At 63.5% G+C, this 13,755-nt stretch carries 15 protein-coding genes; 12 read left to right on the top strand and 3 right to left on the bottom strand.

Annotated elements, in window-relative coordinates; all coding sequences use genetic code 11:
* Nucleotides 1–6: 6 nt before the first annotated feature.
* Genes AB6802_RS01895 through AB6802_RS01875 form a run of 5 tightly spaced genes read left to right on the top strand, consistent with a single transcriptional unit; the run spans nt 7 to nt 3,395 of the window.
* Entirely contained in the window at nt 7–519 is a 513-nt protein-coding gene (locus AB6802_RS01895) for a phage tail protein (protein WP_371008300.1), read from the top strand.
* Between the two features lie 42 nt (nt 520–561).
* A complete protein-coding gene (locus AB6802_RS01890; RefSeq protein ID WP_371008299.1) occupies nt 562–1,035 on the top strand; it encodes a phage tail protein in 474 nt (157 codons plus the stop codon).
* A 12-nt stretch (nt 1,036–1,047) separates the two neighbouring features.
* Nucleotides 1,048–1,575 carry a phage tail protein gene (locus AB6802_RS01885; RefSeq protein WP_371008298.1) on the top strand — a complete coding sequence of 176 codons (528 nt, stop codon included), beginning with the start codon at nt 1,048–1,050 and terminating at the stop codon, nt 1,573–1,575.
* 28 nt (nt 1,576–1,603) lie between these two features.
* Nucleotides 1,604–2,845, top strand: coding sequence for a hypothetical protein (locus AB6802_RS01880; RefSeq protein ID WP_371008297.1), 1,242 nt, complete (start codon nt 1,604–1,606; stop codon nt 2,843–2,845).
* Nucleotides 2,846–2,861: 16 nt separating this feature from the next.
* Entirely contained in the window at nt 2,862–3,395 is a 534-nt protein-coding gene (locus tag AB6802_RS01875; RefSeq protein WP_371008768.1) for a GNAT family N-acetyltransferase, read from the top strand.
* Here AB6802_RS01875 and AB6802_RS01870 read toward each other — a convergent pair.
* Nucleotides 3,374–3,649 (bottom strand): hypothetical protein, encoded by a 276-nt coding sequence (locus AB6802_RS01870; RefSeq protein WP_371008296.1) that lies wholly within the window; start codon nt 3,647–3,649, stop codon nt 3,374–3,376. The genes AB6802_RS01875 and AB6802_RS01870 overlap by 22 nt on opposite strands.
* A gap of 167 nt (nt 3,650–3,816) precedes the next feature.
* Between AB6802_RS01870 and AB6802_RS01865 the strand changes: the two genes are divergently transcribed.
* Together AB6802_RS01865 and AB6802_RS01860 are read left to right on the top strand one after the other, a co-directional pair.
* On the top strand, nt 3,817–4,617 hold the full coding sequence (locus AB6802_RS01865) for a SapC family protein (RefSeq protein ID WP_371008295.1): 801 nt from the start codon (nt 3,817–3,819) through the stop codon (nt 4,615–4,617).
* 210 nt (nt 4,618–4,827) lie between these two features.
* Nucleotides 4,828–5,487 carry a DUF2161 domain-containing phosphodiesterase gene (locus AB6802_RS01860; RefSeq protein ID WP_371008294.1) on the top strand — a complete coding sequence of 220 codons (660 nt, stop codon included), beginning with the start codon at nt 4,828–4,830 and terminating at the stop codon, nt 5,485–5,487.
* Nucleotides 5,488–5,508: 21 nt separating this feature from the next.
* Here AB6802_RS01860 and dgoD read toward each other — a convergent pair whose 3' ends face one another.
* A complete protein-coding gene (dgoD, locus tag AB6802_RS01855; RefSeq protein WP_371008293.1) occupies nt 5,509–6,657 on the bottom strand; it encodes a galactonate dehydratase in 1,149 nt (382 codons plus the stop codon).
* Nucleotides 6,658–6,664: 7 nt separating this feature from the next.
* Nucleotides 6,665–7,354, bottom strand: a complete 690-nt coding sequence (locus AB6802_RS01850; RefSeq protein ID WP_371008767.1) for a FadR/GntR family transcriptional regulator — start codon at nt 7,352–7,354, stop codon at nt 6,665–6,667.
* Between the two features lie 257 nt (nt 7,355–7,611).
* On the opposite strand from AB6802_RS01850, the gene AB6802_RS01845 reads away from it, so the two are divergent.
* The 5 genes from AB6802_RS01845 to araD all read left to right on the top strand — a co-directional run bounded on the left by AB6802_RS01845 (nt 7,612) and on the right by araD (nt 13,674).
* Nucleotides 7,612–8,601, top strand: a complete 990-nt coding sequence (locus AB6802_RS01845) for an arabinose ABC transporter substrate-binding protein (protein ID WP_371008292.1) — start codon at nt 7,612–7,614, stop codon at nt 8,599–8,601.
* A 69-nt stretch (nt 8,602–8,670) separates the two neighbouring features.
* Nucleotides 8,671–10,182: an L-arabinose ABC transporter ATP-binding protein AraG gene (gene araG, locus AB6802_RS01840; RefSeq protein ID WP_371008291.1), complete on the top strand. Its 1,512-nt coding sequence runs from the start codon at nt 8,671–8,673 to the stop codon at nt 10,180–10,182.
* A 9-nt stretch (nt 10,183–10,191) separates the two neighbouring features.
* Nucleotides 10,192–11,142 (top strand): L-arabinose ABC transporter permease AraH, encoded by a 951-nt coding sequence (gene araH / locus AB6802_RS01835; protein WP_371008290.1) that lies wholly within the window; start codon nt 10,192–10,194, stop codon nt 11,140–11,142.
* Nucleotides 11,143–11,167: 25 nt separating this feature from the next.
* Nucleotides 11,168–11,947: an SDR family oxidoreductase gene (locus AB6802_RS01830; RefSeq protein ID WP_371008289.1), complete on the top strand. Its 780-nt coding sequence runs from the start codon at nt 11,168–11,170 to the stop codon at nt 11,945–11,947.
* 14 nt (nt 11,948–11,961) lie between these two features.
* Nucleotides 11,962–13,674 carry an L-arabinonate dehydratase gene (gene araD / locus AB6802_RS01825; protein WP_371008288.1) on the top strand — a complete coding sequence of 571 codons (1,713 nt, stop codon included), beginning with the start codon at nt 11,962–11,964 and terminating at the stop codon, nt 13,672–13,674.
* The last annotated feature ends 81 nt before the right edge of the window (nt 13,675–13,755 follow it).

Below are 13,755 nucleotides of genomic sequence, written 5' to 3'. Positions count from 1 at the left end.
GCGGCGATGGCGGAACCATTTCTTTCCGAAATCAGGATCATGTCTTTCGCTTTTGCGCCGAAAGGCTGGGCGCTGTGCGACGGGCAGCTTCTGCCCATAAACCAGAACCAGGCATTGTTCTCGCTGCTTGGCACCACATTCGGTGGCGACGGCCGCGTCAACTTCGCGTTGCCCGATTATCGCGGACGCATTCCCATTCATGTCGGCAGTGGCCACACGCTAGGCGAGCGTGGCGGCGAGCCGGCCCATACGCTTTCGATAGCGGAGCTGCCGACGCATGTGCATGTCGCCAATGCATCCAGCACACAGGGCAATTCGACCAATCCGAATTTCGGCGGCGTCGGCAATATCCTGGCAAGGGACCCGGGAAACATTTACGGCCCGCCCGGCAACCTGGCCGCATTGAATGCCGGGAGCGTCTCCAGCATTGGTGGCAGCCAGGCGCATCTCAACATGCAGCCGTTTCTCACGCTGAGTTTCTGCATTGCCCTGCAAGGCATCTTCCCGTCGCCGACCTGAGGAAACGCGATCATGGCACAACCCTATGTTGGCGAAGTCCGCATGTTTGCCGGCAATTTCGCCCCGGCCGGCTGGATGTTCTGCGAGGGACAACTCATACCCATCTCGGAGAACGAGACGCTGTTCCAACTGATCGGCACCACTTATGGCGGTGACGGCGAGAGCACGTTCGCGCTGCCGGACCTTCGCGGCCGCGCTGCTGTGCATCAAGGTAACGGCTTCGTCCTTGCCCAGACCGGCGGTGCCGAAGAGATAACTCTTACCATCTCGGAGATTCCGGCACATTCCCATGCGCTTCTGGGAAACACAGGCAACGGATCGCAGGCTTCGCCGCAGAACAATGTTCTCGCAAGCTCGACCCTGGTCAAGCTTTACGCCTCGGAAACGGCTGACGCCAATATGGCGACGTCGGCTATTTCCTCGATAGGCGGCAGCCAGCCGCATACGAATTTTCAGCCGTATCTCTGCGTCAATTTCATCATCTCGCTGTTCGGCATTTTCCCGTCGCCGACTTGAAGAGGGACAGTCATGGCCGATCCGTTCGTCGCCGAAATCCGCATCTTTCCATTCAATTTCGCACCCAAGGGCTGGGCCTGGTGCGATGGTCAGCTTTTGCCGCTCTCCCAGAACACGGCTCTGTTTTCGCTGCTCGGCACCACCTATGGCGGCAACGGCAAGTCGAACTTCGCCTTGCCCGACCTACAGGGGCGCACGCCGATGCATCCGGGCCAGGGGCCAGGGCTTTCCCTGCATGATCTCGGCGAGACCGGCGGCTCGGACACCGTGGCATTGCTGGAGTCCGAAATTCCGATGCACAACCATGCGATGAGGGGGACTGTCGAAGACGGAACGCAGGGCACGCTGACCCCTAACATCACCCTGGCAACGTCCATTGGCGGTGCGGTGTTTCAATCGACCACCAACGTCAATCTTGCGCCCATCAGCCCTAACGCGCTCGCCCCCGCCGGCGGCGACCAGCCGCACAACAACCTGCAACCTTACCTCACCTGTTATTTCTGCATCGCGCTGCAAGGCGTTTTCCCGCCGAGAGGCTGAACTCCGAGCCAACAGGGCAGTACCGATCATGGCCAACGAAGACGCTCACTTACCACCCCAAGCGGTGCCCCACGGCCAATTGCCTTCCGGGACATCCTTCTTCGAACTGTCGCGGCTGATGGTCGTCGGCATCGATAACGCCAAGGGCCAGTTGATCCAGAAGGCCCAGACGTCGCCGAACGGACCGTGGGCGCAGGACTGGACGCCGATTGCGCCGGGCGCCTACATGACCATGACGGCGGGTGTGACCAAGGACGGGCGCGTCGCCATCGTCGCCCAGCAGGCGGGAAGCCCCACTCTCTTCTTCATCGCCGAGGACCCAAATCAGGCCGGCCCGGTCGAAAAATGGCTGGCTCCGGTCAACATCGGCGCTCCGCCCGGCGCGGTCGTCTACCAGAAGCTGTCCATGGCACGCGATGCCGACGGCCGCGTTGAAATCTTCCTTACCGACAATCTGGGCCGCGTCTGGTGGATCTACCAGAACCCGGACGTAATTGTTCAGGTGCAGAAAACCATCACGCCGCCCGGCACGACGACACCAATCGTCGTCACCGCCGACGAGCTCAGGCCGCCAGCGCAGCCGTGGAGCGCCTGGATTCAGCTGACCGGCCAGCTCGTAGCCATCACCGCGCTGCGCCAGGCAGACGGCCGCATCGCATTGTTCGGCATCAACTCCGCCCTCCATCTCTATCGCTGTCAGCAGGCCAAGGCCGAGGCGCTGACGGTCGCTGATTGGACGCCATGGGTGCAGATCGACGCCGGCTACCCGTTCACGGAAATGGCCCCGATCGTCGGTCCGCTGGGCGCCACCAACCTGTTTGCCATGACGCAGCAAGGCCAGGTCCTGCACACCAAGCAACAGCCGGCCGGCTCCGATACCTGGACCGCCTGGGCAACGCCGGGCTACAGCAGGGTTCCCAAATACACGCTCTGCGCCGGCATCCAGGGCGACGGCGATATCATGCTGGCCGCCTCCGACCAGCAGCATGTCCACTCCTTCAACGCCCAATATGACGCGGCCACCCAGAACTGGTCGGGCTGGCGTGATTTCAATTTCTCCGTGGCCAATACAAGGTTGTCGCTCGACTACAATGCCGATGGCCGACTCGCCTTGTTCTCGATGATGATCCAGAACGACGGCACGAATGCCCTATGGACGATCAATCAGATGGCCATGGACAGTTCCGAATGGGAGTGGACCTGGACGATGCTGGCCGCCAGCAATCTAAAGCAGGTTGTCGTGGTGCGCGATCTGACGCCGCCGGTCTGAGGCTGTCGGCTTGAGAATGATAGCCGGCAAATCTTACAGGCGAGCCACCGCGCTCGGGCTGATGACGCGGCCCGAGATGGATGCCGACATCCCGTTCCTTGGCGCCCTCTATGCCTCGACCCGCATGGAGGAACTCGCCGTGACCTCCTGGACCAACGCGCAAAAGGTCGCGTTTCTCGACATGCAGTTCCAGGCGCAGCGCGCGCATTACCGGCGCCATTATCCCGAAGCAGACTGGTTCGTCGTCGAGCGCAGTGCCGCGCCGATCGGCCGCCTCTATATCGAGCGCTGGCCGAGCCAGCACCGCATCATCGACATCGCCTTTCTGCCTGGACACTGCGGCAAGGGCTTCGGCACGGCTTTGCTGCAAGACCTGATCGACGAGGCGGCCAGCGTCGAGAAAGCGGTGTCGATCCATGTCGAGAAGAACAATCCAGCCTATCGGCTGTACCTGCGGCTGGGTTTCACCGTCGCTGAGGACAAGGGTGTCTATGACCTGATGGCGCGGCCTGCGTCAGTCGAAGCCGGTCAATTGAAGACGGCCTCGTAGATATAGCTCGACTGGTCGCCGGAGATGGGCACGATGAAGATGTCATGCGTGACGTCGCTGCCCACAAAGCGATAGGTGCCCTGCGGCAACAGCATCTCGCGCGGGCCCTTGAACTGCAGCGAGAAGCCGCCGCCGTCACGTGGACTGTTGGCGATGGACTTCACCGCGCTCAGCTCCAGCGCCACCATCTGGCCATTGGCCTCGACGATGAATGTCTGCCCGACCGCCTTGTCGAATTCCGTAGCCGACACCATTCCGTCCGCCTTCGATCGCGCGTTACAGCCGCCGCTATCCTCGGTCGGCATCATCGGTGTTCATAGCGTGACGGGAAGCCGTTGCGCCAGCCCCCGCGCTGGCCTAAACCCAGTATAGGCAGCGTAATTTCCTGGCTTTCGAAGTTGCCGTTGGAGGATGTGAGACCATGGCTGAAGCAAAGACTGAAAATGCGCCTGCGCCAAGTGCCGCCAGCAGCGCGCTGCCGCTGTTCTACTTGAAGCCCGAAGCGCTCAATCCGATCCGGCATGGATCGCTCGGCCTGACCGCGCGGGCCGATTTCGGCTTTGCCCGCACCGCGCATGCCATTCCCGTCGTGGCATCGGAGATGCCGGCTGCCATGCGCTCCTACCCGATCGTCTTCATCGGCCCGACCAAGGCGCCGGTGATCATCACCGGCGTGCGCCAGAACGAGAACCTGTTCGTCGATGCCGACGGCCGCTGGACCGAGCCGCATTACATCCCGGCCTATGTGCGTCGCTATCCCTTCATCCTTGCCGACGAAACGGCGACCTCGGGCCGGCTGACGCTTTGCGTCGACCGCGGCAGCGACCGCGTCGTCGACCAGCTTGCAGCACCTTTCCGCGACGATGGCGGCAAGATCGCGCTGTTCTTCGAAGGCACCGAGCCGAGCGAGGCGACCAAGCAGGCGCTCGCATTCTGCAGCCAGTTCCAGAACGACTTCAACGCCACCCGCGCCATGGTCGAAAAGATCGACGCCCACGGCCTGTTCGCGCCGCGCCAGAGCAAGGTGACGCTGGAAGGCGGCGAGATCCTCAACCTCACCGATTTCCAGGTCATCGACGAGCAGGCGTTGAACAAGCTGGGCGACGAGGCATTCCTCGATTTGAGGAAATCCGGCGCGCTGGCGCTGATCTACTGCCACCTGGCCTCCTCCAACAGCTGGTCGTCGCTGGTCTATCAGGCATCGCTGCGCAAGCGGGCGTAAGGTGCGTTGACATTCAGGTGAGGCCGGTCTGCAAATGCCGGTTTCCTGCGCTTCCGGTGCTCACGTACTTCAAGTACGCTCCGCTCCGGTTCCCGGAGATCGCCATTTTCGACTCGGCCTGACCTCAATCTCAACACACCTTAGCTCGCAGGCAGCGGCGTCACGTCGTTGTGCTGGGTCTAACAGCCGCGAATCGGCTATGCCTCGGCCATGCAGGAAACCTCCCTCTACGAACCGGTGAAGCGGTTCCTCGAGACCATGGATTTCACCGTCAAGGGTGAGATCGGCGGTTGCGACGTGGTTGGCGTGCGCGACGGCGAGCCGCCGGTGGTGGTGATCTGCGAGTTGAAGCTGCAGTTCAACCTCGAGCTTGTCCTGCAGGCTGTCGACCGCGCCGCGGCTTGCGACGAGGTGTGGCTCGCCGCATGCATGTCGGCGCGCGGCAAGGGCCGCGAGCATGATCGCCGCTTTCGCGCGCTTTGCCGCCGGCTCGGCTTCGGCCTGCTGGGTGTCGGCAGCAAGGGAAACGTCGAGCTGCTGCTCAGCCCGGCCGCCGTGCCGCCGCGCCGCGACCCGCGACGGCGCTCGCGCCTGGTCGAGGAGCATCATCGCCGCAAGGGCGACCCGTCGATCGGCGGCAGCACGCGCAAGAAGCCGATCATGACCGCCTACCGGCAGGAAGCGATGGCCTGCGCGGTCGCCATGGCGGACGGCCCGAAGCGGCCGCGCGACCTCAAGGCCGTCACGCCGCGCGCGGCGAGCATTCTGCAGCACAATTACTATGGCTGGTTTGCCCGGGCCGAGCGCGGCATTTACGCACTGACCGAGGCGGGCATTGCCGCCATCGAACCGAGGCCGGCCGCGCTGTAACCGGACGGATAATCCGCCGCCTTACCACTCGGCGAAAGAGCCATCCTTATGACGCCAGATCGGGTTGCGCCAGCGGTGGCCTTCCTTGGCGCGTTCCTTGACGTAGTCCTCGTCGATCTCGACGCCGAGGCCCGGACCATCGGGGATGGCGACATAGCCGTCCTCATAACGGAAGACGTCCTTGTTGGCGGCATAGTCGAGCAGGTCGTTGGCGGCGTTGTAGTGGATGCCGAGGCTCTGCTCCTGGATGAAGCAATTGTAGCTGACGGCATCGAGCTGCAGGCAGGCGGCGAGCGCGATCGGGCCGAGCGGACAATGCGGCGCCACCGCAATGTCATAGGCCTCGGCCATCGCCGCGATCTTGCGGCATTCGGTGATGCCGCCGGCATGCGACAGGTCCGGCTGGATGATGTCGACGGCGCCTTGCTCGAACACCGACTTGAAGTCCCAGCGGCTGTAGAGCCGTTCGCCGAGCGCGATCGGCGTCGAGCCAAGGGCGGCGATCTCCTTCAGCGCATCGCGGTTTTCGCTCAGCACCGGCTCTTCGATGAACATCAGCCGGTAGGGCTCCAGCTCCTTGACCAGCATGCGCGCCATCGGCCGGTGCACGCGGCCGTGGAAATCGACGGCAATGCCGATGTTGGGGCCGACCGCCTCGCGCACCATGGCGACGCGCTCGACCGCGGCATCTATTCTGTCGTGGCTATCGACGATCTGCAGTTCCTCGGTGCCGTTCATCTTGAGCGCCTGGAAACCGCGCGCCACGACTTCCCTGGCGCCATCAGCCACTTCCGCCGGCCGGTCGCCGCCGATCCAGGAATAGACCTTGATGGTGTCGCGCAATTTGCCGCCGAGCAGTTCATGCACGGGTACGCCGAGCGCCTTGCCCTTGATGTCCCACAGCGCCTGGTCGATGCCGGCGATGGCGCTCATCAGGATCGGCCCGCCGCGGTAGAAGCCGCCGCGATGCATCACCGTCCAATGGTCCTCGATCAGGCGCGGGTCCTTGCCGATGAGGTAGTCGGCCAGCTCCTTGACCGCCGCCTCGACCGTCAACGCCCGGCCTTCGATCACCGGCTCGCCCCAGCCGGTCACGCCGGCATCGGTCTCGATCTTGAGGAACAGCCAGCGTGGCGGCACGATGTAGGTGGTGAGCGATATGATTTTCATGCTGGTCTCAGTTGCTCTTGAGTTTCTTGGCGCTGACGAGGTCGCGCGCCGCAAGGTCGAGGATCCGGTTTGCCGCGCCCCGCGCCGCCTCGGCATCGCGCATGCGCAGCGCCTCCACCACCTCGCGGTGCGCCGCCACGGCTTCCGTGCGCCGGTCGAGTGAAATCACCGCTGTCGCCTCCAGCGAGAATTTGAGCCCGGTGTCGATCAGATTGCCGATCTGGCGGAAGATCGGGTTGTGGCTCGCGGCATAGACGATCTGGTGAAAGGCGATGTCGTTGCGCGAGAAGGCGGTGAGATCCTCACCGGCGTCGGCCATCCCACGCCACGCCGCTTCGAGATTGGCGATCTCCTGCAACGTCGCTCTTGTGGCGGCAAGCTCGGCGACCAGCGGCTCGATGGCGCGGCGCGTTTCGAGGATGGCGTCGAACAGCTTGTCGTCGAGCGCATGCGGCGCGTGCCAGGCCAGCACCTGCGGGTCGATGATGTTCCAGTCGTCCTCATTGCACACGACGGTGCCGACACGTGGCCGCGACAGCACCAGCCCCTTCGCCGCAAGCACCTTCAGCGCCTCGCGGATGACGGTGCGGCTGACGCCATATTCCACGCCAAGTTCGTTTTCGGTCGGCAGCGAGGAGCCGGCCGGATAGCGGCCGGAAAAGATGTCCGAAGCGATTGCCTTGGTCACATCGGGCATGACGCGCGGGCGGCGGATGGCTGTGTCGCCTGAAGCCTTCTTAGACGTTTCGGTCACCTCAGCCCTCCTCCAAGGCGGCGAACCCGCTGATGTCGCACAACCGGCCCGGCCTTACCGGATGCGGATGATTTGCGCTAGCGATCCCTGGTCAGAGCATGTAGCTTAATTATCATACCAGATCAATTGACGAGTATGATAAAAGCGAATACAGACTCCGGCACCCGGGCTGAGCGCCCGGCCATCGCTGGGAGGTAATCATGCGACTTTTGAAGACCGCGCTCGTCGCGGGCGCGCTTGCCGTGCTGTCCGTCACGACCATCGCTGCATATGCTCAGGACACCAAGATCGGCTTTATCGTCAAACAACCCGAGGAGCCTTGGTTCCAGGACGAGTGGAAGTTTGCCGACCAGGCCGCCAAGGAAAAGGGTTTTACCCTGGTCAAGATCGGCGCCGAGGACGGCGAGAAGCTGATGTCGGCGATCGACAATCTCGGCGCGCAGGGCGCGCAGGGCTTCATCGTCTGCACCCCGGACGTCAAGCTCGGCCCCGGCATCGTCGCCAAGGCGGCAGCCAACAATCTCAAGCTGATGACCGTCGACGACCGTCTGGTCGGAGCCGACGGCAAGGCGTTGGAAGACGTGCCGCATATGGGCATCTCGGCCACCAAGATCGGTGAAGCCGTCGGTCAGGCGATCGTCGACGAAATGAAGGCGCGCGGCTGGAAGGCCGACGAGGTCGGCGCGATCCGCGTTTCCTACGATCAGTTGCCGACCGCCGTCGACCGTGTCGAAGGCGCCATCTCGGTGCTCAAGGCCAACGGCTTCAAGGCCGAGAACATCTTCGATGCGCCGCAGGCCAAGACCGACACCGAAGCCGCTCTCAATGCCGCAACGGTTGTGCTCAACGCCCATGCCGACATCAAGAAGTGGGTGTCCTTTGGCCTCAACGATGAAGCGGTGCTGGGTGCCGTGCGCGCTTCCGAAAGCGTCGGCATTCCCGCTGACGGCATGATCGGCGTCGGCATTGGTGGCGCGGATTCGGCGATCAACGAGTTCAAGAAGCCGACCGCCACCGGTTTCGTCGGCACGGTGATCATCTCGCCGAAGCGCCATGGCTACGAGACGGCGCTCAACATGTATGACTGGGTTGCCAACAACAAGGAACCGGCGAAGCTGACCTTGACCTCCGGTGCGCTGGCCAAGCGCGACGACTACCAGAAGGTCCGCCAGGGCCTCGGCATCGAATAGTCCTCCCTGTACAACAGGCGGCGGCTCATCCCGCCGCCTGTTTGCTGTGACACAGAAGGATCAGAGCCCTTGTCCTTTCTCGACTTCTCGCACATCACCAAGACCTATCCGGGCGTCAAGGCGCTGTCGGACGTCTCGTTCGGCGTCGACAAGGGCGCCGTGCATGGGCTGATGGGCGAGAACGGCGCCGGCAAATCCACCCTGATCAAGATCCTGTCGGGCGACCAGCATGCCGATGAAGGCGAGATTGGCATCGATGGCAAGGTCCAGGCCTATTCATCGACAAGGGATGCCTTCGACAATGGCGTCATCGTCATCCACCAGGAATTGCAGCTTGTCCCCGAACTGACCGTGGCCGAAAACCTCAGCCTCGGCCGTTTTCCCGCCCGCGCCGGCATCATCGCCGGCCGCCGGATGCTGGATGATGTCGGCGCCAAGCTGAGATCGGCCGGCATCGACATCGACATGCGCCGCAAGGTCAAGACGCTGTCCATCGGCGAACGCCAGATGGTCGAGATCGCCAAGGCGATCATGCTCGACGCGCGCGTCATCGCGCTGGATGAGCCGACCTCATCGCTGTCGTCGCGCGAAAGCGAAATCCTGTTTGCCCTGATCGATCGCCTGCGCGGCGAGGGCAAGGTCATCATCTACGTCTCGCATCGGCTGGACGAAGTGTTTCGTCTTTGCGACAGCCTCACCGTGCTGCGTGACGGCAAGCTCGCGGCGCACCACACCTCGCTGAAAGGTGTTACGCGCGACCAGGTTGTCGCCGAAATGGTCGGCCGTGAAATCTCCGACATCTGGGGTTTTCGCCAGCGCAAATCAGGCGATGTCCGCCTGAAGGTCGAGTCTCTCTCTGGCCCCAAACTGAAGATCCCGGCCAGTTTCGAGGCCCGCGCCGGCGAGATCGTCGGTTTCTTCGGCCTGATCGGCGCCGGGCGCTCGGAGCTGATGCGGCTGGTCTTCGGCGCCGACCTGCGCTCCGGCGGCGCCATCACCGTCGACGGCAAGCTGGTCCGCGCCGCCGATCCGCATGACGCGATCCGCGCCGGCATCGTGCTGTGCTCGGAAGACCGCAAGCACGACGGGATTATCCAGGGCCGCTCGATCGAGGAGAATATCAACATCTCGTCGCGGCGCCACCACACCCGTTTCGGCGTCCTCGACCGCGCCAGCGAGATCGAAACCGCCGAGACCTTCATCAAGAAGCTCAAGGTGCGCACGCCCTCGCGCAAGCAGGACATCATCAACCTCTCCGGCGGCAACCAGCAGAAGGTTATCCTTGGCCGCTGGCTGTCGGAGCAGGGCGTGCGCGTCCTCATCGTCGACGAGCCGACGCGCGGCATCGACGTCGGCGCCAAAGCGGAAATCTACGAACTGCTCTACCAGCTTGCCGAAGACGGCATGGCGATCGTCGTCGTCTCGTCGGAACTGCCGGAGGTGATGGGCATCTGCGACCGCATCCTGGTGATGTGCGGCGGACGCATCAGCGCCGAACTCGACCGGAACCAGTTCGCCGAGAAGGCGATCCTGGCCGCAGCCCTTCCCGACCGGAAAACCCCCGACGCGATCGCATCCTGAGGATTTGCCATGACCGACCAGTTGAAGAAGCTCCTGCTCGGCGAACAGGGTCTCGTCGTCATCTTCATCGTCGCCTTCGCCCTGGTGTCGCTCCTGGTGCCGAACTTCCTCACCGACCGCAACATGCTTGGCCTGCTGCAGTCGGTGGTCACCGTCGGCATCGTCGCCTGCACCATGATGTTTTGCCTCGCCGCGCGCGATTTCGACCTGTCGGTCGGTTCGATCGTCGCCTTTGCCGGCATGGTCGCCGTGATGGCATCGAACTACACCGGTTCGATCCTGCTGGGCCTTCTGGCGGCGATCGCCTGCGGCGCCTTTGTCGGCTTCATCAACGGCGTCGTCATCGCCAAATTCCACATCAACGCGCTGATCACGACTTTGGCCACCATGCAGATTGTGCGTGGCCTTGCGCTGATCGCCTCCGACGGCCGTGCCGTCGGCATCAACAGCCCGGATTTCTACCAGCTCGCTTTGTCGAAGCTGCTCGGCATCCCGACGCCGATCTGGGTGCTGGCGGTTTTGTTCGGCATTTTCGGCTTCGTCCTGAACCGCACCATTTTCGGCAAGAACACGCTGGCCATCGGCGGCAATCCGGAGGCCTCGCGCCTTGCCGGCGTCAATGTTGACAGGACCCGCATCTGGATTTTCGCGCTACAGGGCGTCGTCTGCGGCATCGCCGGCATTCTGCTCGCCTCGCGCATTACCTCGGGCCAGCCCAACGCGGCGGTCGGGCTCGAGCTTTCCGTTATCTCGGCCTGCGTGCTCGGCGGCGTTTCGCTTGCCGGCGGTCGCGCCACCATGTCGGGCGTCATCGTCGGCGTGCTGATCATGGGCATTGCCGAGAACGCCATGAACCTGCTCAACATCCCGGCCTTCTATCAGTACATCGTGCGCGGCGTGATCCTGCTGCTCGCCGTGCTGCTCGACAATCTGCGCTCGTCGGCCCTGGGCCGGCGTTGACCCGTCTTCGACTGGAGTGACTGATATGGCTGAGCGCCTATCCGGCAAACGCATTTTCCTGACCGGCGCCGCGCAAGGCATCGGGCTGGCCATCGCCGAGGCCTGTCTGGCCGAAGGGGCAAAGCTGTTCCTGGTCGACCGCGATGGCGGGCTTCTCGGCAGGGCCGTTGCCGGCCTCTCCGCACCGCGCGGTCACATCAGGCATTGCACCGCCGATATCGCCGACGCAGCCGCCATTGCCGAAGCCGTGGCGCGCGCGACCGTCGAGATCGGCCCCATCAATGCGCTGATCAACAATGCCGGCATGAATGTGTTCTCGACGCCGCTCGAGGCGACCGAGGAGGAGTGGAACCGCAATTTCGACGTCAACGTCAAGGGCGCCTGGAACTGCAGCAAGGCAGTATTGCCGGGCATGATCGCCAGTGGCGGCGGCGCCATCCTCAACATTGCCTCGACGCACAGCTTCACCATCATCCCGCACACCTTCCCCTATCCCGTCGCCAAGCACGCACTGCTCGGCCTGACCAAATCGCTAGCGCTTGAATATGCCGGGCAGGGCGTGCGCGTGAACGCGCTGGCGCCCGGCTATGTCGAAACGCAGAAGGCCATCGACTACTGGAACAGTTTTCCTGATCCGGCGGCGGCGCGCGCCAACACTCTGGCGCTGCATCCCGGCGGCCGCATCGCTACGGCGGGCGAGATCGCGCTTGCCGCCGTGTTCATGATTTCCGACGAGTGCCCGTTCATGAACGCGGCCACCCTCGTCGTCGATGGCGGGCTCAGCCAATTGCAGCACCCCGCCTAAGTTCGGGAAAAGCCATGACCAAGAGACGATCGCAGCACTGGTTCGGCGGGCTGGGCAAGGATGCCTTCATCCACCGCAGTTGGATGAAGAACAACGGCCTGCCCGACGATGCTTTCGACGGCCGTCCGGTGATAGGCATCTGCAACACCTTCTCCGAATTCACGCCCTGCCACGTGCATTTCCGCGGCCTGATCGAACACATCAAGGCCGGCGTGCTCGAAGCCGGCGGCCTGCCGCTGGAATTCCCGGTGTTCTCCTGCGGCGAATCCAATCTGCGGCCGACGGCGATGCTGTTTCGCAACCTCGCCTCGATGGATGTCGAGGAAGCGATCCGCGGCAACCCCATGGACGGTGTCGTGCTGATGGCCGGCTGCGACAAGACCACGCCGTCGCTGGTGATGGGTGCTGCCTCCTGTGACCTGCCTTCGATCGTCATCTCCGGCGGGCCGATGCTCAACGGCCGCTTCCAGGGTCGCGAGATCGGCTCTGGCACCGACGTCTGGAAGTTTTCGGAAGATGTCCGCGCGGGCGTGATGAGCGAACAGGATTTCGCCAATGCCGAGAGCGCCATGTCGCGCTCGCCCGGCCATTGCATGACCATGGGGACGGCCTCGACCATGGCGTCGATGGTCGAGGCGCTCGGCCTGACGCTGCCTGGCAATGCCGCCTATCCCGCGGTCGATGCGCGCCGCAGCCGCACCGCTCGCATGACGGGGCGGCGCATCGTCGAAATGGTCAATGAGGATCTGCGCCCATCGGCCATCCTCACCAAGCAGGCCTTCGCCAACGCCATCCGCGTTAATGGTGCCATCGGTGGCTCGACCAACGCGGTCGTGCACCTGCTGGCGATTGCCGGCCGCGTTGGAACCGAACTCAGCCTCGACGACTGGGACCATTTTGGCCGCGACGTGCCGACCATTCTCGACCTGATGCCGTCAGGCCGCTTCCTGATGGAGGATTTCTGCTACGCCGGCGGCATTCCGGCCGTCATGAAAGAGATCGCCGACATGCTCGATCTCGATGCGCTGACGGTGACCGGCAGGAGCGTGGGCGAGAACATTGCCGACGCCCGGAACTACAATCCCGAGGTGATCCGCCCGCGTGACAAGGCGCTCACGCCGCATGGCGGCATCGTGGTGCTGCGCGGCAATCTGGCGCCCGACGGCGCCATCATCAAGCCATCAGCTGCATCGCCCGTCCTGATGAAGCATAGCGGCCGCGCCGTCGTGTTCGAGGATATCGATGACTACAAGGCACGTGTCGACGATCCCGCGCTCGACATCGACGAGACCTCGATCATGGTATTGAAGAATTGCGGTCCAAAGGGCTATCCGGGCATGGCCGAGGTCGGCAACATGGCGCTGCCGCAAAAGCTCCTGAAGCAGGGCATCCGCGACATGATCCGCATTTCCGACGCCCGCATGTCCGGCACCGCCTTCGGCACGGTCGTGCTGCATGCTGCGCCAGAAGCGGCTGTTGGCGGCCCGCTGGCGCTGGTCAAAAGCGGCGACGTGATCGAACTCGATGTCGAGTCGCGAAAGCTGCATCTCGACGTCTCGGACGAGGAACTGGCGCGGCGGCGTCAATCCTGGCAGCCGCCCGTGCCGGCAATGCGCGGCGGCTATCAGGGCCTCTATGTCGACCATGTCCTGCAGGCGGACCGTGGCGCGGATCTCGACTTTCTTGTCGGCAGCCGTGGCCACGCCATTCCCCGCGAAAGCCATTGAGGCCAATGCCAAAATTCCAACCCGATGATTTCCCGCCATTCACGCCATCCTCTATGCGCTGTTCGACGAGAATGAGCGGCT

This window comes from Mesorhizobium sp. RCC_202 (assembly GCF_041355295.1).
In the GTDB taxonomy this organism is placed as follows: Bacteria; Pseudomonadota; Alphaproteobacteria; order Rhizobiales; family Rhizobiaceae; genus Mesorhizobium.
The sequence above is the reverse complement of the archived record's forward strand: the minus strand, read 5'-3'. Positions and strand labels throughout refer to the sequence as shown.

Coding starts and splice junctions, on each gene's coding strand:
- AB6802_RS01890 (WP_371008299.1), top strand. CDS start 562: ATGTTTGCCGGCAATTTCGCCCCGGCCGGCTGGATGTTCTGCGAGGGA.
- AB6802_RS01860 (WP_371008294.1), top strand. CDS start 4,828: ATGCAGGAAACCTCCCTCTACGAACCGGTGAAGCGGTTCCTCGAGACC.
- AB6802_RS01885 (WP_371008298.1), top strand. CDS start 1,048: ATGGCCGATCCGTTCGTCGCCGAAATCCGCATCTTTCCATTCAATTTC.
- AB6802_RS01830 (WP_371008289.1), top strand. CDS start 11,168: ATGGCTGAGCGCCTATCCGGCAAACGCATTTTCCTGACCGGCGCCGCG.
- AB6802_RS01880 (WP_371008297.1), top strand. CDS start 1,604: ATGGCCAACGAAGACGCTCACTTACCACCCCAAGCGGTGCCCCACGGC.
- dgoD (WP_371008293.1), bottom strand. CDS start 6,657: ATGAAAATCATATCGCTCACCACCTACATCGTGCCGCCACGCTGGCTG.
- AB6802_RS01895 (WP_371008300.1), top strand. CDS start 7: ATGGCGGAACCATTTCTTTCCGAAATCAGGATCATGTCTTTCGCTTTT.
- AB6802_RS01875 (WP_371008768.1), top strand. CDS start 2,862: ATGATAGCCGGCAAATCTTACAGGCGAGCCACCGCGCTCGGGCTGATG.
- araH (WP_371008290.1), top strand. CDS start 10,192: ATGACCGACCAGTTGAAGAAGCTCCTGCTCGGCGAACAGGGTCTCGTC.
- AB6802_RS01865 (WP_371008295.1), top strand. CDS start 3,817: ATGGCTGAAGCAAAGACTGAAAATGCGCCTGCGCCAAGTGCCGCCAGC.
- AB6802_RS01850 (WP_371008767.1), bottom strand. CDS start 7,354: ATGCCCGATGTGACCAAGGCAATCGCTTCGGACATCTTTTCCGGCCGC.
- AB6802_RS01845 (WP_371008292.1), top strand. CDS start 7,612: ATGCGACTTTTGAAGACCGCGCTCGTCGCGGGCGCGCTTGCCGTGCTG.
- AB6802_RS01870 (WP_371008296.1), bottom strand. CDS start 3,649: ATGGTGTCGGCTACGGAATTCGACAAGGCGGTCGGGCAGACATTCATC.
- araD (WP_371008288.1), top strand. CDS start 11,962: ATGACCAAGAGACGATCGCAGCACTGGTTCGGCGGGCTGGGCAAGGAT.